Source organism: Pseudarthrobacter sp. MEB009 (assembly GCF_030208875.1).
Classification (GTDB): Bacteria; Actinomycetota; Actinomycetes; order Actinomycetales; family Micrococcaceae; genus Arthrobacter.
The window spans coordinates 58,019-79,325 of sequence record NZ_JARVTC010000011.1 but is presented as its reverse complement, the minus strand read 5'-3'; the positions used below and the strand labels follow the sequence as shown (position 1 = coordinate 79,325).

The 21,307-nt window shown below is 68.2% G+C and carries 18 protein-coding genes and 2 tRNA genes; 7 read left to right on the top strand and 13 right to left on the bottom strand.

From position 1 onward, the window contains the following. Positions 1-8: 8 nt before the first annotated feature. Positions 9-1,463 (bottom strand): 3-isopropylmalate dehydratase large subunit, encoded by a 1,455-nt coding sequence (gene leuC, locus QRN07_RS10180; RefSeq protein WP_285240977.1) that lies wholly within the window; start codon positions 1,461-1,463, stop codon positions 9-11. Positions 1,464-1,576: 113 nt separating this feature from the next. Here leuC and QRN07_RS10175 point away from each other — a divergent pair, with 113 nt between their 5' ends. Together QRN07_RS10175 and QRN07_RS10170 are read left to right on the top strand one after the other, a co-directional pair. Continuing rightward, complete coding sequence (locus tag QRN07_RS10175) at positions 1,577-2,296, top strand: IclR family transcriptional regulator (protein ID WP_050687245.1); 720 nt, start codon at positions 1,577-1,579, stop codon at positions 2,294-2,296. Between the two features lie 41 nt (positions 2,297-2,337). Beyond that, on the top strand, positions 2,338-2,889 hold the full coding sequence (locus QRN07_RS10170; protein ID WP_056597341.1) for a DUF1697 domain-containing protein: 552 nt from the start codon (positions 2,338-2,340) through the stop codon (positions 2,887-2,889). A gap of 41 nt (positions 2,890-2,930) precedes the next feature. On the opposite strand, the gene QRN07_RS10165 is transcribed toward QRN07_RS10170, so the two are convergent. The 9 genes from QRN07_RS10165 to QRN07_RS10125 all read right to left on the bottom strand — a co-directional run bounded on the left by QRN07_RS10165 (position 2,931) and on the right by QRN07_RS10125 (position 11,051). Continuing rightward, positions 2,931-4,547 carry a GTPase gene (locus tag QRN07_RS10165; RefSeq protein WP_056597339.1) on the bottom strand — a complete coding sequence of 539 codons (1,617 nt, stop codon included), beginning with the start codon at positions 4,545-4,547 and terminating at the stop codon, positions 2,931-2,933. Further along, positions 4,544-6,310, bottom strand: coding sequence for a dynamin family protein (locus tag QRN07_RS10160; protein ID WP_056597337.1), 1,767 nt, complete (start codon positions 6,308-6,310; stop codon positions 4,544-4,546). Before QRN07_RS10160 ends, QRN07_RS10165 begins: the two co-directional genes overlap by 4 nt. Before the next feature lie 67 nt (positions 6,311-6,377). After that, positions 6,378-6,450 (bottom strand) — tRNA-Glu (locus tag QRN07_RS10155). 127 nt (positions 6,451-6,577) lie between these two features. After that, positions 6,578-6,649 (bottom strand) — tRNA-Gln (locus QRN07_RS10150). A gap of 202 nt (positions 6,650-6,851) precedes the next feature. Continuing rightward, the gene (locus QRN07_RS10145; RefSeq protein WP_056597335.1) at positions 6,852-7,589 is read right to left on the bottom strand and encodes an HAD family hydrolase; all 738 of its coding nucleotides are present in this window, start codon (positions 7,587-7,589) and stop codon (positions 6,852-6,854) included. After that, on the bottom strand, positions 7,589-9,103 hold the full coding sequence (gene gltX / locus QRN07_RS10140; protein ID WP_050687256.1) for a glutamate--tRNA ligase: 1,515 nt from the start codon (positions 9,101-9,103) through the stop codon (positions 7,589-7,591). The genes QRN07_RS10145 and gltX overlap by 1 nt, the downstream gene beginning before the upstream one ends. Positions 9,104-9,158: 55 nt before the next feature. Continuing rightward, positions 9,159-9,416, bottom strand: a complete 258-nt coding sequence (locus tag QRN07_RS10135; RefSeq protein ID WP_050687258.1) for a hypothetical protein — start codon at positions 9,414-9,416, stop codon at positions 9,159-9,161. 18 nt (positions 9,417-9,434) lie between these two features. After that, the gene (locus QRN07_RS10130; protein ID WP_050687260.1) at positions 9,435-10,211 is read right to left on the bottom strand and encodes a fumarylacetoacetate hydrolase family protein; all 777 of its coding nucleotides are present in this window, start codon (positions 10,209-10,211) and stop codon (positions 9,435-9,437) included. A gap of 39 nt (positions 10,212-10,250) precedes the next feature. Beyond that, a complete protein-coding gene (locus tag QRN07_RS10125; RefSeq protein WP_442854153.1) occupies positions 10,251-11,051 on the bottom strand; it encodes an MBL fold metallo-hydrolase in 801 nt (266 codons plus the stop codon). Between the two features lie 124 nt (positions 11,052-11,175). Here QRN07_RS10125 and QRN07_RS10120 point away from each other — a divergent pair, with 124 nt between their 5' ends. After that, positions 11,176-11,772 carry a hypothetical protein gene (locus QRN07_RS10120; protein WP_056597332.1) on the top strand — a complete coding sequence of 199 codons (597 nt, stop codon included), beginning with the start codon at positions 11,176-11,178 and terminating at the stop codon, positions 11,770-11,772. Between the two features lie 92 nt (positions 11,773-11,864). Here the strand turns inward: QRN07_RS10120 and QRN07_RS10115 are convergent, their stop codons facing one another. Continuing rightward, the gene (locus QRN07_RS10115) at positions 11,865-12,977 is read right to left on the bottom strand and encodes a branched-chain amino acid aminotransferase (protein WP_056597330.1); all 1,113 of its coding nucleotides are present in this window, start codon (positions 12,975-12,977) and stop codon (positions 11,865-11,867) included. Positions 12,978-13,080: 103 nt separating this feature from the next. Continuing rightward, positions 13,081-14,133 carry a 3-isopropylmalate dehydrogenase gene (locus QRN07_RS10110; protein WP_050687267.1) on the bottom strand — a complete coding sequence of 351 codons (1,053 nt, stop codon included), beginning with the start codon at positions 14,131-14,133 and terminating at the stop codon, positions 13,081-13,083. Between the two features lie 118 nt (positions 14,134-14,251). Here QRN07_RS10110 and QRN07_RS10105 point away from each other — a divergent pair, with 118 nt between their 5' ends. From QRN07_RS10105 to QRN07_RS10090, 4 genes are all read left to right on the top strand, one after another. After that, a complete protein-coding gene (locus QRN07_RS10105; RefSeq protein ID WP_056597497.1) occupies positions 14,252-15,433 on the top strand; it encodes a sensor histidine kinase in 1,182 nt (393 codons plus the stop codon). Positions 15,434-15,436: 3 nt separating this feature from the next. After that, positions 15,437-16,165, top strand: coding sequence for a response regulator (locus QRN07_RS10100; protein WP_197273608.1), 729 nt, complete (start codon positions 15,437-15,439; stop codon positions 16,163-16,165). 167 nt (positions 16,166-16,332) lie between these two features. Beyond that, positions 16,333-17,109, top strand: a complete 777-nt coding sequence (locus tag QRN07_RS10095) for an ABC transporter ATP-binding protein (RefSeq protein WP_050687269.1) — start codon at positions 16,333-16,335, stop codon at positions 17,107-17,109. Positions 17,110-17,111: 2 nt separating this feature from the next. Then, complete coding sequence (locus QRN07_RS10090; protein WP_056597328.1) at positions 17,112-19,658, top strand: ABC transporter permease; 2,547 nt, start codon at positions 17,112-17,114, stop codon at positions 19,656-19,658. Positions 19,659-19,730: 72 nt separating this feature from the next. On the opposite strand, the gene metG is transcribed toward QRN07_RS10090, so the two are convergent. Then, positions 19,731-21,287, bottom strand: coding sequence for a methionine--tRNA ligase (gene metG, locus QRN07_RS10085; protein ID WP_285240976.1), 1,557 nt, complete (start codon positions 21,285-21,287; stop codon positions 19,731-19,733). Positions 21,288-21,307: the final 20 nt, after the last annotated feature.

Genomic DNA, 21,307 nt, shown 5'->3' with positions numbered 1-21,307 from the left:
GGCGTGTCCTAGGCTGCGTCGATCTGGATGGCGGCGGATTCGGGGGCCAGCTCAAGGTCCGAGGGGGAGCTGAGCGTGCCGCGGACTGCGGTGGCTGCAGCGACCACCGGGGAGACGAGGTGGGTGCGCCCACCCTTGCCCTGCCGGCCTTCGAAGTTGCGGTTGGAGGTGGAAGCGCAGCGCTCCCCCACCTCGAGCTGGTCCGGGTTCATGCCCAGGCACATCGAGCAGCCGGCGAACCGCCACTCGGCACCGAAGTCGGTGAAGACCTTATCCAGGCCCTCGGCTTCGGCTTCGAGCCGGACCCGGGCCGAGCCGGGTACCACCAGCATCCGGATGTTCGGATCCTTGACCCGGCCGCGGACGATGTCCGCGGCCGCACGGAGGTCCTCCATGCGGGAGTTGGTGCAGGAGCCCAGGAAGACCGTGTCCACCCGGATGTCCTTCATCGGCGTGCCGGCGGTCAATCCCATGTACTGCAGTGCGCGTTCCGCGGCGGCCTTGGCGTTTTCGTCGCCGAAGTCCTCCGGGCGCGGCACGGACTGGGACAGCGAGACGCCCTGGCCGGGGTTGGTGCCCCACGTAACAAACGGCTCCAGCGTGTCGGCGTCAAGGTCAACGCTGACGTCGAAGGTGGCATCGTCGTCGGTGCGCAGCGTGTTCCAGTATTCGACGGCGGCGTCCCAGTCCGCTCCTTCGGGAGCGTGCGGGCGGCCCTGCATGTAGGCGTAGGTGGTTTCGTCCGGAGCGACCATGCCTGCGCGGGCACCGGCCTCGATGGACATGTTGCAGATGGTCATCCGGGCGTCCATGGACAGCGCGCGGATGGCGGAGCCGCGGTACTCCAGGACGTAGCCCTGGCCGCCGCCGGTCCCGATCTTGGCGATCACGGCCAGGATAATGTCCTTGGCCGTGACGCCGGGACGCAGCGTGCCTTCAACGTTGATGGCCATGGTCTTGAACGGCTTCAGGGACAGCGTCTGGGTGGCCATCACGTGCTCCACCTCGGAGGTGCCGATGCCCATCGCCAGCGCACCGAAGGCGCCATGGGTGGAGGTGTGCGAGTCGCCGCACACTACGGTCATGCCCGGCTGGGTGAGGCCCAGCTGCGGGCCCACCACATGCACAATGCCCTGTTCGGCGTCGCCCAGGCTGTGCAGCCGGACCCCGAACTCCGCGCAGTTGTTGCGCAGTGTCTGGATCTGGGTGCGGCTGGTCAGGTCCGCGATAGGCTTGTCGATGTCCAGTGTGGGGGTGTTATGGTCCTCCGTGGCGATCGTCAGGTCCGGACGGCGCAGCGGCCGGCCCGCCAACCGGAGGCCCTCAAAAGCCTGCGGCGAGGTAACCTCATGCACCAGGTGAAGGTCGATGAAAAGAAGATCAGGCTGGGCGTTGGCTCCTTCGCCGTCCCCTTTACGCACCACATGTGCGTCCCAGACCTTCTCGGCCAATGTCTTTGCCATGGCCATCTCCCTTCACTGCTGTTTGGCTGAATAGCTCAACTGAATCAGTACGGCTCTGCAATCCGCCAGCCGAAAGATTTGCATCTCAGATAATGAGACGGCAATATCATTACATGGACAATTCTAGTGGAGTCGGCGTCATTGATAAAGCGGCCCATGTACTTGACGCGCTCGAGGCCGGCCCGACCACCTTGGCGCAGCTTGTGGCTGCCACGGGACTGGCCCGTCCCACGGTTCACCGCCTGGCCCTGGCCCTGGTGCACCACCGGCTGGTCAGCCGCGACATCCAGGGCCGGTTCGTGCTGGGCAGCCGCCTCGTGGAGCTCGCCTCCGCCGCCGGCGAAGACCGCCTGATCGCCTCTGCCGGCCCCGTCCTGATGCAGTTGCGCGATGCCACCGGCGAAAGTGCGCAGATTTTCCGGCGCCAGGGTGACTGGCGCGTCTGCGTGGCGTCCGCTGAACGGCCCATCGGCCTGCGCGACACCATTCCCGTGGGCACCCAGCTGTCCATGAAGGCCGGCTCAGCCGCGCAGGTCCTGCTCGCCTGGGAGGACCATGACCGCCTCCTTGAAGGCCTTCAGTCGGCCCGTTTCACGCCCACGGTCCTGGCGGGCGTCCGCCGGCGGGGCTGGGGGCAGAGCCTCGGCGAGCGCGAGCCCGGGGTCGCTTCCGTCTCGGCACCGGTGCGCGGCCCGTCCGGCCGGGTCATCGCGGCCGTCTCCATTTCGGGCCCGATCGAACGGCTCACGCGTCAGCCCGGCAGGTTGCACGCCGAAGTGGTTTGCAACGCAGCCCGGGTGCTGACCGAGGCACTGCGCAAAAACAACGACTGAGCCCTCCCCCGCGGGCGCGCCGGGCCGCTAGGCTTTCGGGCATGGGCAGCTACGCAGTTTTTCTCCGCGGCATCAATGTAGGCGGGATCAACATCAAGATGGCGGACCTCCGCAAAGCCCTGGTGGAGCGCGGCTATCCAGACGTGCGGACGCTCCTGGCCAGCGGCAACGTGGTGCTTTCCAGCACCTCGGCCGCAGCGGACGTCAAAAAGGACATCGAGGAATGCCTGCGGAAGGCCTTCGGCTATGACGCCTGGGTGGTGGTCCTGGCGGCCGGCAGGGTTGCCCAGCTGGTGGCCGCGTGCCCTTACCCCGAGCACGACAAGTCCACCCACACGTACGTGACCGTGTCGTCGGAGCCGGCGGCACTGGACGACCTGATGGCGGCAGCTGCAGACCTGCCTGAATCCAGCCGGCAACGCCTTGCCCCGGAGGCCGTTGCGTGGCTGGCTCCTGCGGGCGGGACCCTGGACAGCCCGTTCAGCAAACTCACCGCCAAACCAAAATTCAAATCGGCCACCACCACCCGGAACCTGCGCACCCTCATCAAGGTGCGTGACGCCGTCGCGGTGTTACAGGCCGCAGCGCAGTAGCCTGCGCCCGGGCCGTAAACGCGCGGCCGGCTCTGGCTCCCCTACCTGGCTGAGGCCTTCTTGAGGGCCGCAGCGAAGGCTGCGGACCGATCCACCGCCCGCTCCACCGGGCCCACCACCTGCTCCTGGGCCACGGCAGCCACCGCCATATGGAGGCGGCGCCGGGCCGTGGCCGCCCGCGCGGCTGCTGCGCCGGCCGCGAGGAACCTCCCGGCGAGGGCCAGGAAAATCCCCAGGACCACACCCAACCCGATCAACACCGTGGGGACGGGCCAGCCTTCCACCCGCGGAACCTCCGGCACGGGCAGTTGCAGGTAGCCCAGGCCGGCCAGGACCGCCAACCAGCCAAGTCCCGCCGCGGCCGTGAGCAGTGCCAGCCATTGCACCGCATTGAACACTCCCCACCACCAGGACCTCTTGTTGGCAGCGAGGTCTGTTCCCGCAATGGCTTGGTCCAGCGCGTCAGGCAACCGGTCGCGTGCCTCCCGGGCCGCAGCCCGAATGGCCGCGCGCCACGGACCCGGAGCCCCCGCGCCGGCGGCATCAGCAAATGCGCGGACCGCAGCGTCAGTGCGTGCCTGTTCCGGAGCTCCGGCCGGGGGCAGCGACGTCCGGTTCACTTCGGCAGGGGCGCTGCTGCGCAGGTTGAGCCGGCGCAACGGGTCAGGCCGGAACCTCGCCAGCCAACGGGTGACGGGCCAGCCGGTCCTGCGGGTTGCCTCCAACCGGTAGGAGCGGGCCACGGCGCGCACCACCACCGGGACGTTCGCCGCGGCGGCCAGTTCCGCCGCCAGCTGCTTCCTGGACGCCGGCTGCACTCCAGCGGCCCTGCCGGATCCGGACACAGCAGCCAGCTCCTCTGCCGCCCTGGCCACATCCGCAGCCAGCCGCTGTCCTTGTGCCCTGCGTTGCACGGCAGCGGTGCGGATGGCCGTCCGCACCGCGTCAACGCCTTGTCCGGTCACCGCGGATGCAGCCAGCACCCGCACCGCGCCCAGTCCTTCACCGGAGAGGATGCCACGGAGTGATTCGAGGACCGGTGCCACATCGGGCGACGGCAATCGGTCCACCTGGTTCAGCACCACCAGGGTCACGGCGCCGTGGGCTGCCAGCGGTGCGAGGAAGCCCTGGTGCACTGCTGCATCGGCGTATTTCTGCGGGTCCAGGACCCAGACCAGCACATCCACCAAGCCCACCATCCGTTGAACAACGGCGCGGTTGGCTTCCCTGGTCGAGTCGAAGTCGGGCAGGTCCAGCAGGATCAGCCCGGTGGACTCGTCCGCGAAGCCTTCCACGGGATCTGCCCGGTGCCGCTGGCCCACATCGAGCCAGTCGAGGATCGGTCCGCTGCCGTCCGCACCCCAGACGCCTGCCAGTGGTTCCGATGTGGTGGGACGGCGGGCGGCCGTCATCGCGATGGCTGCGCCACTGACGGCATTGAACAGCGAGGATTTCCCGCTGCCCGTGGCGCCGAAAAAACCAACCACCGTATGGTCGGCGGACAGCGAGCGGCGTGAGCTGGCACGCGCCAGGACCTCCAGCACTGCCTGCAGCGGCGGCTCGGGAAGGACGCCGGCCGCCGCGTCAACGGCGTCGTGCAGCGCCTGCAGCCTGCGGTCCAGGCTTGAGAACTCCCTGGCCCCGCTATGGCGGCTCACGCCTGCTCCGCGAGCCGGAGCAGGTCCCGGGACTGCGCAGCAAGGGCCTGCGTGGCGGCGTCCCCGGTTTGGGGCAGCAGGCTGAGGAATGTCTGCTGCTCGTCCGCCAGGAGCCGCACGCAGCGGGCGGCGAGGTCCTCCCGTGCCTTCTCCGCCATCCGGCGCACGGCATCCTCACCAAACACGGCTTCAAGCAGCCGCTGGCCCACCACGGCCGTCCCGCCGGCTACCCCCACCTCAAGTCCGGTGAGCCCGGCGGTCATGGAAAAAACCACAATCATCAACGCGGCGCCGAGCCCATTGATGCCGAAGGAAAGCCACCGCGCCTGTGTCCGCTTCCCCTGGCCCTCAGTCCGGATGAGCTCCATCAGGGCTTCCTGCCAGGCCCGGATTTCGGCCGAAGCGCGGGCACCGAAGCCGGGCGAGGTGGTGGACAGGTCCGCGGCCCCGAGGAGGTGGCGGCCGGCAGGGTCGGAGCGCCACCACTGGTCTGCCTCCTCGGCGGCCTTCGCTGCCTGGTCGGTGATGACAGCAAGCAGGCCGGTTTCGATGGCAGCTTCCACTCTGACCGCGGGCTCCGGTTCGCCCCGGAAAAACGCACCCATGCGGTCCCGGAAGCGGCCCACATTCTGTTCCAGGGTGCGAAAGAACTCGCCGGTGCCCACAAAGTCCTGCCACCGGGCCAGCACCTCGCCCCGAAGCAGCGCGCCGTCCCTGCTCGCCTCGAGGATCCGGGCCGCGGCATTGCTGTAGGCAGCCTCAGCACCGTCCGCCAGCCGTGCCGCGGCGTCCCGCTGTTCGTCCGACGCCTGGGCGACAACGGAAATCCGGGCCGCCAGCGCCCGGACTGCGCCGTTCAGGGTGCGCCGGGCAACCCCGGCCCGGCCGGCGGCATCGGCAGCCAGTTCTTCCAGCCACGTCCGCAACGGCCCGACCATCCCGGCGGGGAGCATGCCCAGGACGTCAGGGCTGGTCTCGGGGATCACAAAAAGCCGGGCGGCGCCGAGGCCTTCCCGGTCCAGGAGGGAACGCAGGTCCGCGCTCACTTCGTCTTCGGCGCCGGGCGGAACACGGTCCAGCACCACTGCCACCATAATGTCCCGCGACGCTGCATTCAGGAGCAGCTGCCAAGGCACGGCATCGGCGTACCGGTTCGCCGTAGTGACAAAGATCCACAGATCGGCGGCCGCCAGCAGCTGGCCCGCCAGGGCACGGTTCCCGTCGGCGATGGAGTCCACGTCCGGGGCGTCGAGGAGGGCGATCCCTTGGGGGACCGCGGGGTCAGCCAGGAGCTCCAGGGCGGGCGCGGTAGCCGGGCTGCCCGGATCCGGTGGCCCCGGGGTGTCCGCCAGCGGGCCCCTGATCCGGCCCAGGCCCGGCAGCACCCGTTGGCCGTCAAACCAGCGCCCTTCCGAGGGGTGGTGCAGAAGGACGGGCTGGCGGGTGGTTGGCCGGATGGCACCGGAGCGGGTGACGGGATGGCCCACCAAGGCATTGACCAGCGTGGATTTGCCGGCGCCGGTTGATCCGCCGACGACGGCCAGCAACGGCGCCTCCAGGCTGCGGTAGCGGGGAAGGATGTAGTCATCAAGCTGGGCGACGGCATTGGCGGCATCCCGGCGGGCCTGGCCGGCGGCGGGTAATTCGAGTGGCAGGGTCACCGCGGCAAGGCCACTGCGGACGGCTTCAAGCAATTGCACCGCGGCGGAATCGTGCGGTCCCTGCGCTGGGACCGTGGTGTGCGGCTCGTTCCGGGTGGTCACAGGACCATCATGCCAGTTTGGTTAAGCAAAAATGGTCCCGGGCGGATGCCCGGGACCATTTCATGTGTGACCCCAGCGGGATTCGAACCCGCGTTACCGCCGTGAGAGGGCAGCGTACTAGGCCGCTATACGATGGGGCCAAGTACTTCCGTCCCGCATTCCTGCCGGACAAGCTCAGTGATTATTTCATACACTTTGCTTCCGTTTCAAATCGGCGGACCGGATGAAACGTTCTGGGTGAACAGCTTTTCAGCCTTCCAAACAGAGCTGGGATACCAGGACTCGAACCTAGAATGACGGTACCAGAAACCGTAGTGTTGCCAATTACACCATATCCCAATGATACTTTGGGGCCGGAATTCCGGGCTTTCGCCCCGCTCCGTGCGCCTCAGCACGAGAAATTACTCTACCCGAGTCTCGCGGCTCGCACAAATCGGCGAGCTGCCGTGTCCTGGGCCGCCTTCAGGGCAGGAAGGTCCCGGACAGGAAAGGTCCGTCAGCCGCAACTGACGGACCTTTCCTGATGGCAGGAACCCAGCGGTCAGGGAACCAGTTCGGACAGGGACTGGACCACGGGACCGCTGTAGCCCGCGCCGGGCTCCCCTGTCCTGTTGAGCCAAACGCCCAGCAGGCCTGCCGCCGTCGAGCCTTCCGCGTCCAGGAGCAGGTTGTCGCCCACGTAGAGGGTCCCGCCTGGCTCCGTGCCGAGGAGCCGGACACCCTCGAGGTAGATGGCAGGATCGGGTTTCACAACGCCCAGCGTGTCTGTGCCCACCAGCGTGCCAACGCGGGACAGCCCGGCGCTGTCCAGCTTGGCCCGCTGGTAGTCGTGGACGTTGTTGCTGACCGCACCGTAGGGAATCCCGGCGGCGTCCAGAGCGTCCAGGAGCGGCAGCACATCCGGAAACGGTTTGACGTAGGTCGGCTGTTTATCGGCGTAGGCCATCAGCCAGCGGTGGGATTCGACCTCATCCACCAGGTCCACCCCGAAGTGGCCCAGGGCCGCGCGTCCCCGCAGCAGCCGCTGTTCGTTGAACGTCAGCTCCCCGGCGAGGTAGGAATCGTAGTAGTGGGTGCTTTCGTGGGTAAAGATCCGGCCGAAGCGGTCCCAGCCGGCCTGGTCAAGGCCCGGCAGGAGGTGCTCGCTGACTTCGCGCAACGCGGTGGTCATGGCGTACCCCAGATCCACCAGGGTGTCGTCGATGTCAAAGAGGATGCCCGCGACGCGCCCGAACGGCGTCGCCAGGGCCCGGCCCTGCCCGGTGCCTGTGCCCGGCATCAGCCGCCGAACATCCGGAGCCGGCGGAGCGAGGATTCCTTGCCCAGGATTACCATGGATTCAAACAGGGGCGGGGAGATCCGGCGGCCGGAAACAGCAGTGCGGACGGGGCCGAACGCCAGGCGGGGCTTGATGCCCATGCCTTCGACCAGGGCTTCCTTCAAGGCTGCCTGGATGCTCTCCGGTGTCCAGTCCTGGACCGGCTCGAGGGCGGCAATGGCGGCAGCAAGGACCTCCGCCAGGTTTTCGGGCAGCCCCTTGCGGGCATCGTCCGCAACGTCGATGGCGTCGTCGGCCTTGAACAGGAAGGCCAGCATCTCCGGCGCCTCGCCCAGGAGGGTGATGCGTTCCTGCACCAGCGGTGCGGCCTCCGTCAGGATCTGTTCCTCGCGATCCGTGAGGATCTCCCCCACCAGGCCGGCGGTGCGGAGGTAGGGAACCAGCCGTTCACGGAACACCTCGGGCGGTAGCAGGCGGACATGGGTGCCGTTGATGGCTTCGGCCTTTTTCAGGTCGAACCGGGCGGGGTTGCCCAAAACATCGTGGATGTCGAAGTTCTCCACCAGCTGCTCCACCGTAAAGATGTCCTCGTCCGCGCTCAGCGACCAGCCCAGCAGGGACAGGTAGTTCAGCAGGCCCTCGGGGATGAAGCCCCGTTCGCGGTGCAGGAAGAGGCTGGACTCGGGATCGCGCTTGGAGAGCTTCTTGTTGCCCTGGCCCATAACGTACGGCAGGTGGCCGAACTCCGGCATGTATTTGGCCACACCCACCGCGTACAGCGCGCGGTACAGCGCGATCTGGCGGGGTGTGGAGCTGAGCAGGTCCTCGCCCCGCAGGACGTGGGTGATCCCCATCAGGGCGTCGTCCACCGGGTTGACCAGGGTGTAGAGCGGTGCGCCGTTGGCACGGACCACGGCGAAGTCGGGCACTGATCCTGCGCGGAAGGTGATCTCGCCGCGGACCAGGTCGTTGAAGGTCAGGTCCTCGTCCGGCATCCGCAAACGGAGCACAGCCTCCCGGCCCTGGGACTTGAAGTCAGCCACCTGTTCCGCGGTGAGGGAACGGTCAAAGCCGTCGTAGCCAAGCTTCGGGTCCCGGCCCGCGGCGCGGTGGCGGGCTTCGATCTCGTCCGGGGTGGAGAAGGATTCATAGATGAAGCCCCCCTCCCGCAGCCGGGCGATGACGTCCTGGTAGATGTCGCTGCGCTGGGACTGGCGGTAGGGTTCGTGCGGGCCGCCCACCTCGACGCCCTCGTCCCAGTCGATGCCGAGCCACTTCAGCGCGTCAAGAAGCTGGTGGTAGCTTTCCTCGCTGTCCCGGGCGGAGTCGGTGTCCTCGATCCGGAACACCATGGTGCCCTTGGTGTGGCGTGCGTACGCCCAGTTGAAAAGGGCGGTCCGGATGAGGCCCACGTGCGGGGTACCCGTGGGTGACGGGCAGAAACGGACCCTGACGGGCGTATCCGCGGTGACGGACGGGATGGAGGCAGCATTTGACGCGGGAGCAGTAGTCATAGTGGCTTCAACTTTACCGCCTGCCACCAGCCCCGCTACGAACCGGCCCCGCGTCTCAGCCCCGGCTGCCGCCCGGCCGGGACCGGCGCCGCAGCACGCGCACCAGATAGTAGCCGGCCAGCAGCACGCCGAGGCCAAGGAAGACCAGCACCAGCCAGACCGGGCCGCCCAGCCAGTGCACGGCGCGCCCGGCCATGGCGAAGGTGCCCACACACGCCACGGCGTACGTCAGGAAGGACCGGACGGTGCGGGGGCCGGTCAGCAGCCGGCGGGTGGCCTCCCACTGGCCGGCGTCGGCGGGTACCCTGCGCAACGCTCCCCCGGGCCGGACTTAGCGGCGGACGATCGGGTTGGACAGCCGGCCGATACCTTCGATTTCCACCTCGAAGCGGTCCCCGGCCGTGACAAGACCCACACCGGCGGGGGTGCCGGTCATGATCACGTCGCCGGGAAGGAGGGTGAACGCCCGGGACACCACAGAGACGAGTTCGCGGACGCCGCGGATCATCTGGCTGGTGTTGCCGTCCTGGCGCAGTTCACCGTTCAGGCGGCCCTGGATCTGCAGGTCCTCGGTGTCCAGTTCGGTTTCGATCCACGGCCCCAGCGGGGCAGAGGTATCAAAGCCCTTGGCGCGGGCCCACTGAAGGTCGGTTTTCTGCACGTCCCGGGCCGTGAGGTCGTTGCCGCAGGTGTAGCCGAAGATCACGTCGTCAACCCGCTCCTCGGGGACGTCCTTGCAGATCCGGCCGATCACCACGCAGAGTTCGGCTTCAAACGAGATTTCCTCGGAGAATTCCGGCAGCACCACGGGATCGTTGGGACCCACCACGGCGGTGTTGGGCTTCAGGAACAGCAGGGGCTGTGCCGGCACTTCGTTGCCCAGTTCCTCGGCGTGGGCGACATAGTTCCGGCCAACGCCGATGACTTTGCTGCGCGGGATGATCGGGGCCAGCAGCCGGACGTCCTCCAGCTTGTGGCGGACGCCGGTGCGCTCCACCCCATTGAAGAAGGGGTCACCCTGGATGACAGTGACTTCCTCACTGCCGGCATCACCTTCAACAACGCCGTAGAGGGGATCGGAATCAACAACAAACCTGGCAATACGCATGGTCCCTAGCCTACCGTCCCGGCCGCGCCACTCCGTCGGCTACTGTCCGCCGCCACCTTCGCGGAGGTAGTGGAGCTGGGCAGCGACGGACAGTTCCGCCGCCCGCCGGACGGAACGGTCGACGTCGGCATAAACAGCGTCCGCCACCGCACCGGCGGTGGCGTCCTGGCCCAGCCGCTGCAGCGCGGCGCGGACCTGCACCAACCTGCCCTGCCGGTGCTCCCGGTAGGCAGCGGCCGCCGCCGCCATCGACGGCAGAACCGGACCATGCGCGGGCAGCACCGTCGCCGGACCAAGCTCCGCGAGCCGGTCCAGGCTGGCCAGGTAATCCCCCAGCGTGCCGTCCGGGAAGTCCAGCATGGTGGTGCCACGGCCCAGGATGGTGTCGCCGGTCAACACCGAACCGGTCCCGGCCTGGTCCGCCGGCAGGTGGAAGCAGACCGAATCCGAGGTATGGCCGGGCGTGGCAAGGACGGTGATGTCCACACCGGCGGCCAGGATCACCTCATTGTCCCGGAGCGGCGGCCCGCCGTGGCAGTGTGCCGGGAGGGCGGCCCGCACCGGTGCGCCGGTGAGTTCCTGCAGGCGGCGCGAACCCTCGGTGTGGTCAGCGTGCCGGTGGGTCACCAGGATCAGCACCACCCGCCCTTGCCCGGCCAGGGCCTGCAGGTGGCCTTCGTCCGACGGGCCGGGATCCACCACCACCACGTCCGGAGAGCCCGGCCGCCGGACCAGATAGGAGTTGGTTCCGTCCAGGGACATGGGCCCGGGGTTCGGTGCCAGGATGGACTGTGTCAGCGGGGAGGTGCGCTGCGGGGCGGGTCCGGAAGCGTGTGTCACCACACCATCCTTGCACCGGCCGGGCATGCCGACCGTCGTCGCCGCCGGAATAGAACCGGGAGCGGCAGCCGTTGACCACGGGTGAAGACCACTTGCAGTCAACCAGGAAGCCGGAAAAGACACCATGAGCAGCACCACCACCCTTGCAGGCATTCTCTCCGAAGCGGATGCGGCCGGCCACGACCACGCAGCGACCGAAAAGAACAGCGGACTCCAGCACATCCACAACCACGCCACCGGGAGCATCGTGTGGTTCCCCACCTGGAAGAAGTTCCGTGAGACCTCGGACTGGACCGACGCGGTGCAGGCCGCGGCAGCGGAGCTGAAGGCATCCTCCGCACCCTTGGAGGAAGCTGCGGCCGCCCTGCTTGCCGCCGACCTTGAAGCCCTGCTGGCGCGGGCTGCTGAATCGGCCGACGCCAACGTCTTCGTCCAGGAAAACCTGACCCCGCACCTTACCCGGACCTGGGCCGTAGGGGACGCAGCAGCGCAGGCCGCCGGGACGGACCTTCCCAACGGCGGCACCACACCGGCCGTTTTTGCCGCCTACCCGTACGATGCCTATGCCCAGGACGGCGGCGCTTTCGCCACAGCCCTCTGGAACGATGTCATTGACGCCCGCCGGGACCATGCACTGGCTGAGGAAGCCGCGCGGAAGGCACTCAAGCCGGTGTCCCGCAAAGCCCTGAAGAACGCAGCCCGCAAGGCCGCACGGCGCTAACGGGCCGCCGTCGGGCGTGTAAAACACCCGGGAACAGAAGCAGCGCCCGCCGGGCCAAGACCCGACGGGCGCTGCTGCGCTGTGTGAACCGGTTACGCCAGGCGGGTGAGCCAGCCGTGCGTGTCCGGGACGGCGCCGGTCTGGATGCCCAGCAGCTGGGTCCTGATGGCCATGGTGGTTTCACCGGCTGTGGCGTCCTCGGAACCGATGAATTCCGTGGCGTCGCGGAGCACACCGATAGGGGTGATCACGGCCGCTGTTCCGCACGCAAACACTTCGGCGATCTCGCCGGAGGCCACGCCGTCGCGCCATTCGTCCAGGGTGATCTTGCGTTCGCTGACCTCGCGGCCCATGTCCTTGGCCACCTGGATGACGGACATCCTGGTGATGCCTTCGAGGATGGTGCCGGTGAGCGCGGGAGTGACCAGCGAGCCGTCCTTCATCACAAAGAACACGTTCATGCCGCCGAGTTCTTCAACGGCATTGTCGTTGGCCTGGTCCAGGAACAGCACCTGCTTGCAACCGTTGGCTTCCGCCTCCTGCTGGGCAATGAGCGACGCGGCGTAGTTGCCGCCGCACTTGGCTGCACCGGTGCCGCCGCGGCCTGCGCGGGCGTATTCGCGGGAGATCCAGATGGAAACGGGCTTCAATTCGCCGCCGAAGTAGTTGCCGGCCGGCGACGCGATGACCCGGAAAGAAACTTCGCGGGCTGCCCGGACGCCCAGGAATGCCTCTGTGGCGATCATGAACGGCCGCAGGTAAAGGGCTTCGCCGTCGCCGCCGGGAACCCACTCACGGTCCGCGGACACCAGTTCCCGGATGGCACCCAGGAAGTATTCTGCGGGCAGTTCGGGCAAGGCCAGCCGGCGGGCCGAGCTGTTCAGCCGCGCGGCATTGGCTTCAGGCCGGAACGTCCACACGGACCCGTCCGCGTGGCGGTAGGCCTTGAGGCCCTCAAAAATCTCCTGGCCGTAGTGCAGCACCGCCGCTGACGGGTCCAGGCTGATGGGCCCATAGGCCTCAACCCGTGCACTGTGCCAGCCGCCGTTGCCGCTTTCGTCCACGCTGTAGTCGACGACGGCGGTGTGGTCGGTGAAGTAGTTGCCAAATCCCGGGTTGGCCAGGATGGCAGCACGCTCTTGCGCAGACTTCGGGTTGGCCGAGGGCTGCTGGCTGAATTCGACGCCATGGGCAGTCTGAGTCATGGTTCCTCCACGATCGGCCGCCCTCTGTTCAGCACTGGACGTCGGGCGGCATTTGGTGATTCGGATCAAGCTTACGCCCGAAGACGAACGCTCCGGAGCGGCTTCAGAGCCCGGCAGCGATGGCGTCGCCCACGGCGCTGGTGGAGCGCGCGGCACCGTCCCGGCGTTCGACGTCGGCAACCACCGCCGCCTCGATCCTGCGGGCCGCCGCGGTGAAGCCGAGGTGGTCCAGCAGGAGGGCTGCGGAGAGGATGGCGGCGGTGGGGTCGGCCTTGCCCTGGCCGGCGATGTCCGGAGCCGAGCCGTGGACGGGTTCGAACATGGAAGGCGCCGTCCGGTCCATGTTGATGTTTCCGGAGGCGGCCAGGCCGATGCCGCCGGTGATGGCCGCGGCAAGGTCGGTGAGAATGTCGCCGAAGAGGTTGTCGGTGACAATGACGTCGAAGCGGGACGGGTCCGTGACCATAAAGATCGTGGCGGCGTCCACGTGCAGGTAGTCGTGGGTGACCTCCGGGAATTCCTGCGCCACGGCCTCCACCGTGCGCTTCCAGAGGTGCCCGGCGAAGACCAGCACGTTGTGCTTGTGGACCAGGGTGAGGTGCTTGCGGTCGCGTTCGCTGGCCCGGCGGAACGCGTCCCGGACCACGCGTTCCACGCCGTGCGCCGTGTTCAGGGACACCTCGGTGGCCACTTCATGGATGGTTCCGGTGCGCAGGCTGCCGCCGTTGCCCACATACGGCCCCTCGGTGCCTTCGCGGACCACGATGAAGTCGATGACTCCGGGGTTGGCCAGCGGGCTGCCCACGGTCCCGTACAGGCGGGACGGGCGCAGGTTGACGTAGTGGTCCAGGCTGAACCGCAGCTTCAGCAGCATCTCGCGTTCGATGATCCCGGACGGAATCCGGGTGTCACCGGGTGCCGCGCCCACAGCGCCGAACAGGATGGCGTCCCGGGTCCGGAGATCGGCCAGGACCTCATCCGGGAGGGTTTCCCCGGTGGCCAGCCAGTGCTCGGCACCGAGCTTGTATTCGGTCTGCTTGAGCTCCACACCTTCGGCCGCAACGGCCTTCTCCAGGACTTTGAGGGCCTCGGCAATGACCTCGGGGCCAATGCCGTCACCGGGAATAACTGCCAGATCAATGGAGGATGCGCTCATGGTTTCAGGGTAGCCAAGTCATCCATATGGTGGTCAAGCCGTCTCATTATCCGAACACCCGGCGATATCCACCCAGGGCATGAGGCGGCACTGTCCGGCGGGCGCATAGAGTTCCATGGTGGACAGACGGCACAGCATGTACAACTGGCTCCGGGACAATACCTTCAAGGTGGACCTCGTGCTGATGCTCGGCATCCTCCTGTTCTGCGGGCCGGTGTACCTCCTGGCGGACCGGCCGGACCACTTCATCCTTTCCACGGCCATGGTGGTGCCGCTGGCCTGGCGGCGCAGCCATCCGGTCCGCGCAGCATCGGTGATTGTCCTGGCCTGCCTGGTCCAGTGGTCCCTGGGCCTGGAGCCGCTGGCCGGACTCGTGGCCGTCCCCGTCATCATCTATGCCGTGGCAGCCTATGGGCCAGCCTGGGCCAGCCGCTCCGTCCTGATCCTGGGGCTGGTGGGCGGCGTGATGCTGACCAGCCGGAACTTCAGCGGCACCGCCGAAACGGGGGTGCTGGGCCTGACCATCAGCGCCGTCTATGCCGTCCTGATCTGGATGCTGGTCCTCTTCAGCTGGACCCTGGGCGACCTCACCCGGGTCCGCAGGCTGCAGCTCCAAACCCTCTCGGACCGGGCCCGGCGGCTGGAAACCGAGCAACAGCAGGAACGGTCACTGGCTGCCGCTGATGAGCGGGCCCACATCGCCCGGGAAATGCACGACATTGTGGCCCATTCGCTGTCGGTGATCATCACGCAGGCGGACGGTGCCCGGTATGCTTCGGCCGCGGATCCGGCCATCGCCACCGAAACCCTGGCAACCGTTGCGGCCACGGCCCGCGGCTCCCTCGCGGAGATGCGCCGGCTGCTGGGGGTGCTGCGCCAGGAGGATGGCGCCTCCACCCGGCCCCTGCCAGGACTCGCGGACCTCGATGACCTTTTCCTCGGCTTCCGCGCCACCGGGATGCGGCTGGAGTCCGGCCAGGACGGCACTCCGCGGCGCACCCTGCCGCCCGGGGCCGAACTCACCGCCTACCGGGCGCTGCAGGAAGCGCTGACCAACGTCCTCAAGCACGCCGGGCCGCAGGCCGGCGCCAGGGTGCTGCTCAGCTGGCAGTCCCGGGGCCTGCAGCTGGACGTGCACGACGACGGCCGGGGCGCCGCTGCCGATCCCACCGACGGCGCGGGCAACGGCCTGCGGGGAATGCGGGAGCGGATCAGCCTTTACGATGGTTCGTTGACGGCCGGCCCGGCCGCCGGCGGAGGCTTCCACGTCTCCGCGTTCCTGCCCTACACGGAAGCCTGAGCGATGACCGACCCCCTGGAAGCCCCGCCGGCCGGCACCATCAAGGTGGCCCTGGTGGATGACCAGCGGCTGGTCCGCTCCGGCTTCGGCATGCTGATCAACTCCCAGCCCGACCTGGAAGTGGTGGCCGAAGCGGGCAACGGCATCGAAGCGCTGCAGGCGCTCTCCGCGGTCTCCGCGGACGTGGTGCTGATGGACGTGCGGATGCCCGGCATGGACGGCATCGAAGCCACCCGCCAGCTGATGGAACGCGCCCTGGCCGCACCCGCCGGGTCCCGGCGGGCCAACATCCGGATCGTCATGCTGACCACGTTTGACCTCGATGAATACGCGCTGGCCGCCATCCAGGCCGGCGCCAGCGGTTTCCTCCTCAAGGACGCTCCGCCGGAGGAACTGCTGGAAGCCATCCGAACGGTGCACCGGGGCGACGCGGTGATTGCCCCCTCCACCACCCGGCGGCTCCTGGAACACGTTGCCCCGCTGCTCCGCGCCCAGGCACCGGCGCAGCCGGAACACGACGCCGCGGTGGCCCGGCTGACCGCCCGCGAGCGGGAGGTCTTTGAACTGATCGCCCAGGGGCAGTCCAACCCTGAAATCGCTGTGGGCCTGTTTGTCTCCGAGGCAACCGTCAAAACCCATGTAGGACACATCCTGGCCAAGCTGGGCGCCCGGGACCGGGTCCAGGCCGTGGTCATCGCGTACGAAACGGGAATCGTGGTCCCCGGAAACTAGGCCGCGGTCCGGCGCGGCACCTGGCAGCGATCCGTGGCAACGGCACCTGGCAGCGACGTGGGTGGACAGGCCCGGGCCGGGCGTCCGCCCACGGTATGAGGGACCGGCCGTAAAGGACCAGCCCGTCGGCCGATCCCGGATCCGGCGCCGGCCCATAGCGTGGAACCATGACAACTTCCCTGCATGACCATCACTCCCCCGCCAGCGGCAACCCGGCCGCCGGCCCGGCCGTCCAGGCCATCTCCCTGGCCAAGACCTACGGCCGCGGCGACACCCGCGTCAGCGCCCTGCGGGATGTCAGCGTCAGCTTCGAGGCCGGCCGCTTTACCGCCATCATGGGACCCTCCGGTTCCGGTAAGTCCACCCTGATGCACTGCCTGGCCGGCCTGGACTCAGCTGACGCCGGGCAGATCCTGGTGGCCGGGACGGACATCACGGCGCTCAACGACAAGCAGCTCACCGCCCTCCGGCGGGACCGGATCGGCTTCGTCTTCCAGGCCTTCAACCTGGTGCCCACGCTGACGGCCGAACAAAACATCACCCTTCCGCTGGCCCTGGCCAACGCCGCAACCGACAAGGAATGGTTCGACTATGTGGTGGCCACGCTGGGGCTCAAGGACCGGCTGCGCCACCGCCCGCACGAACTCTCGGGCGGCCAGCAGCAACGGGTGGCGGTGGCCCGCGCCCTCCTGACCCGCCCGGACGTGATTTTCGGCGATGAACCCACCGGCAACCTGGATTCGACGGCGGGCGGCGAGGTCCTGGCCCTGCTGCGCCGCAGCAGCCAGGAGATGGGCCAGACCATCATCATGGTGACCCATGATCCCGTGGCGGCCAGCTACGCGGACCGCGTGGTCCTCATGAGTGACGGCAACCTGGTGGGCGAGATCCACGAGCCCACCGCCGACTCCGTCCTGGCAGCCCTCGGCAAGCTGGGGGCATAGCCGTGCTGCAGGTAGCCCTCTCGCAGTTCCGGACCCACAGCAGGCGCTTCATCGCCGTGGGGCTGGCGGTCATGCTGGCCGTCGCCTTCCTCGCCACCACGCTCATGGTGGGCGCCAGCACCCAGGCCTCGCTGGGCGCCAGCCTCGGTGAGTCCTACAACAAGGCCGATCTGATCGCCACCCCCGGTCCCGGCAACGGCTCCGGCCCGTCGGGGTTCAGCCAGGCCGCGGTTGACGCCGTGGCTGCGGATCCGGCCGTTAGCGCCGTCTACGCCCAGCAGACTGCGTACGCCTACATCGGCGTCAACGGCCAGGAAATCTTCGGCAAGGTCCGCAACCTGGCCCCCGCAGCCCTGGAACCGGCTTCCCTGGAATCCGGTTCCCTCCCGGCTGCTGCCAACCAGGTGGCCGTGGACAGGACCACCGCGGACCGTTACCGGCTGAGCGCCGGGCAGGCCCTGGTAGTGGCCACCGGCGACCAACGCACCACCGTGTCCCTGACCGTCTCGGGGATCCTCCGCGCCAGCAACGACCCGTTCGCCAGTGCCACCGCGCAACTGGTGGCCCTCTCACCCACCGTGGGAACCCTCACGGCCAACAGCGGACCCGATGCCGGCCCGGCCGGCGCCGAGGGCCTGCAGCTGGTCCTGGCGCCCGGCACCGACGCCGCCGCCGCGCAGGCATCGCTGGCCGGTGTGCTGTCAGCGGCCGGGGCAGCCGACCCCACCGTCCGGACCGCCCAGGAGGAAGTGACCAGCCAGGTGGCCGCCATGACCGGCGGCCAGGACCAACTCACCGTCGTTTTGCTGATCTTTGCTGCCGTGGCATTGGTGGTGGCCGCCCTGGTGGTCTCCAACACGTTCGCGGTCCTGGTGGCACAGCGCACCAGGGAGCTGGCGCTGCTCCGCTGCCTGGGCGCCGGCCGGCGCCAGGTCCGCAATTCCGTGCTGCTGGAGGCCCTCGTTGTGGGCGTGGTCGCCTCGCTCCTGGGCGTGCTCGCCGGTACCGGCCTGATGGCCGGCCTGATCGGCTGGGCCAGCTCCCAGCCCAACTCGACGTTCGCCACCCTGGCCGTGCCGCCGTCGGCCATCATTTCCGGCCTGGTGGTGGGAGTCCTGCTGACCCTGGCCGCGGCGCTGGTTCCTGCGCGCGCCGCCACGGCTGTGGCCCCGCTGGCCGCGCTGCGCCCCGCGGACGACGCTTCGCTGCGCAACACCAAAGGCCGGGTACGCCTGGTGCTGGGTATCGCCGCCCTGCTGGCCGGCGTTCCGCTGCTGGTGTGGGGTGCCCTCGAGGTCCAGCTGGTTCCGGCGTTCGGCGGCGGGCTGCTGAGCTTCCTTGGTGTGCTGCTGAGTTCCTCTCTGTTCATTCCCGCGCTGGTTTCGCTGGTGGGCAAGCTGGCGGCGGCGGCCGGCGTCCCGGGAAAGCTTGCGGCGCTGAACGCCGTCCGCAATCCCGGCCGGACCTCGGTCACGGCCGCCGCGCTCCTGATCGGCGTCACCCTGGTGACCATGATGATGACGGGAGCCGCAACGTCCCGGATTGCCTTCGACAAGGCCCTCGCGCAGAACTATCCCGTGGACATGGCAGTCACCGCCCCTGGCGCCGGTGCCTTCGGCGGGCCTGCTGCAACCCAGCCCCCCGGTGCGGCGGCCGGTTTTACCGAAACGCAGCTGGCGGCTGTGGGCGGCCTCCCCGGAGTGGAGTCCGCGGCGGCGCTGCCGGCAGTGGGCTCGGCGGACCTGGACGGGTATCCCAGCGAGATCCTGGCGCTGCCGGCAGGCCAGGCCGCGGCCATCCTACGGGATGCCGGCCTGGTCCTGGAACCGGGAAAGATCTACCTGCCGGAAGGCTCAACGCCGGGCACTGTGACCGTCACGGGCACCGCCGGTACAGCCAATCTCAGCGCAGTGGTGCTGGAAACCCGGAACATGCCGCCGCTGGTCAGCACCGAGACAGCCCAACAGCTTGGGACACCCACGGTGGGCCAGGCCGTGTGGCTGCGGCTGGCTGACCCGGCAGGCGGGACGCTGTCCGGGGACGATGTCCGGACTGTCCAGCAGCAGGTGGCGGAGGCGCTGGCAGTGCCCGCAAGCGCGGTGAGCGGCGCGGCCATCGAACGGCTGACCTTCAACCAGGTGATCGACGTCCTGCTCCTGGTGGTCACGGCGCTGTTGGGGGTGGCCGTGCTGATCGCCCTGATCGGCGTGGCCAACACCCTCTCGCTCTCCGTCCTGGAACGGACCCGGGAGAACTCGCTGCTGCGGGCATTGGGCCTGACCAAGGGCCAGCTGCGGGGCATGCTGGCCCTTGAAGCGGTACTGGTGGCGGCCGTCGCCGCCATCATGGGAACGGTCCTGGGGGTTGCCTACGGCTGGCTGGGTGCCATGTCCGCGCTTGGCGGCGTGGTCGATGTGTCGCCGGCGATTCCGTGGCTGCAGCTGCTGGGAGTGCTCGCTGTGGCAGTCATCGCCGGCCTGCTGGCCTCGGTGGTCCCGGCGCGGCGCGCGGCGCGGCTTTCCCCGGTGGCGGGGCTGGCCACGACGTAGCCCCCGCCCAACTGACTCGCAGTTGTTGTCGTTTTGAGGGCTCAGAACGACAACAACTGCGAGTCAGTTGGGTCAGGCGGCGGGTTCCTCGAACTTCGGGAAGACCGGTGCCGGCGCAGGCAGGACGGTACCGGCCACGATCGGTGTGGCCAGGGCCGTGAACTGCCGGGCGTCGCCGTCGGGCTGGCCCAGGGTGTCCAGGAGTGCAGCGGTGGCGGTGGGCATCACCGGCTGGGCCAGGATCGAGACAATCCGCAACACCTCCAGTGTCACGTACAGCACGGTGTTCATGCGCTCGACGTCGGTCTTCCGCAGCACCCAGGGCGCCTGGTCGGCGAAGTACGCGTTGGTGTCGCCCAGGACAGTCCAGATGGCTTCCAGGGCACGGCTGAACTCCTGTTTTTCAAAAGCAGCGCGGGCCGCCGCCAGCAACCCGTTGGCCTGCGCCAGGATGGCGTTGTCCGCCTCGGTGAAGTCTCCCGGCGTGGGGACCATGCCCTCGCAGTTCTTGGCCACCATGGACAGCGACCGCTGGGCCAGGTTGCCGAAGTTGTTGGCCAGGTCCGAGTTCATCCGGCCCACGATGGCCTCGTGGTTGTAGCTGCCGTCCGCGCCGAACGGCACTTCCCGGAGGAAAAAGAACCGGACCTGGTCAAGGCCGTACTGGGCCACGAAGTCGGCCGGGGCCACCACGTTGCCCAGGGACTTGGACATCTTGACGCCGTTGTTGTGCAGGAAACCGTGGATCATCACGCGTTTGGGCAGCTCGATCCCGGCGCTCATCAGGAACGCCGGCCAGTAGATGGCGTGGAAGCGGGAGATGTCCTTGCCGATCACGTGGACATCCGCGGGCCAGAACTTTCGGAACGATTCCGAGTCCACGTCCGGGTAGCCCACACCGGTGAGGTAGTTGGTCAGGGCGTCAACCCACACGTACATCACGTGCTTGTCGTTGCCCGGGACGGGGACGCCCCAGTCGAACGTGGTGCGGCTGATGGAAAGGTCCTCCAGGCCGCGCTTGACGAAGCTGATGACCTCGTTGAACCGTGACTGCGGGGCGCCGAATTCCGGCTGCTCGCCGTACAGGGCCAGGAGCCTGTCCTGGTAGGAGGACAACCTGAAGAAGTAGCTCTCCTCAGCCGTCCACGTCACCTCGGTGTCTGTCTCTTTCGAGTAGCGGACGCCGTCGTCCTTCACGGCCGTCTCATCCTCGCCGTAGAAGGCCTCGTCCCGGACGGAGTACCAGCCCTCGTACTTGTCGAGGTAGATGTCGCCGTTCGCTTCCATCTTCTTCCAGATGGCCTGCGACGCGGCGTAGTGGTCCTCGTCAGTGGTGCGGATGAAACGGTCATACGTGATGCCCAGGGCGGCGTGCGCTGCCTTGTAGACCTCTGCGTTCCGGTCCACCAGTTCCTTTGGCGTGACGCCTTCCTTCTCGGCCGCCTGGGCGATCTTCATCCCGTGCTCGTCCGTGCCGGTCAGGAACATCACGTCGAAGCCGTCCAGCCGCTTGAACCGCGCCATGGCATCCGTGGCGATGTACTCGTAGGCGTGGCCGATGTGCGGCACACCGTTGGGATAGGTGATGGCCGTGGTGATGTAGAACGGCGTTTTCTCGGAAGCAGTCACGGTTGGAGCGTTACCTTCGG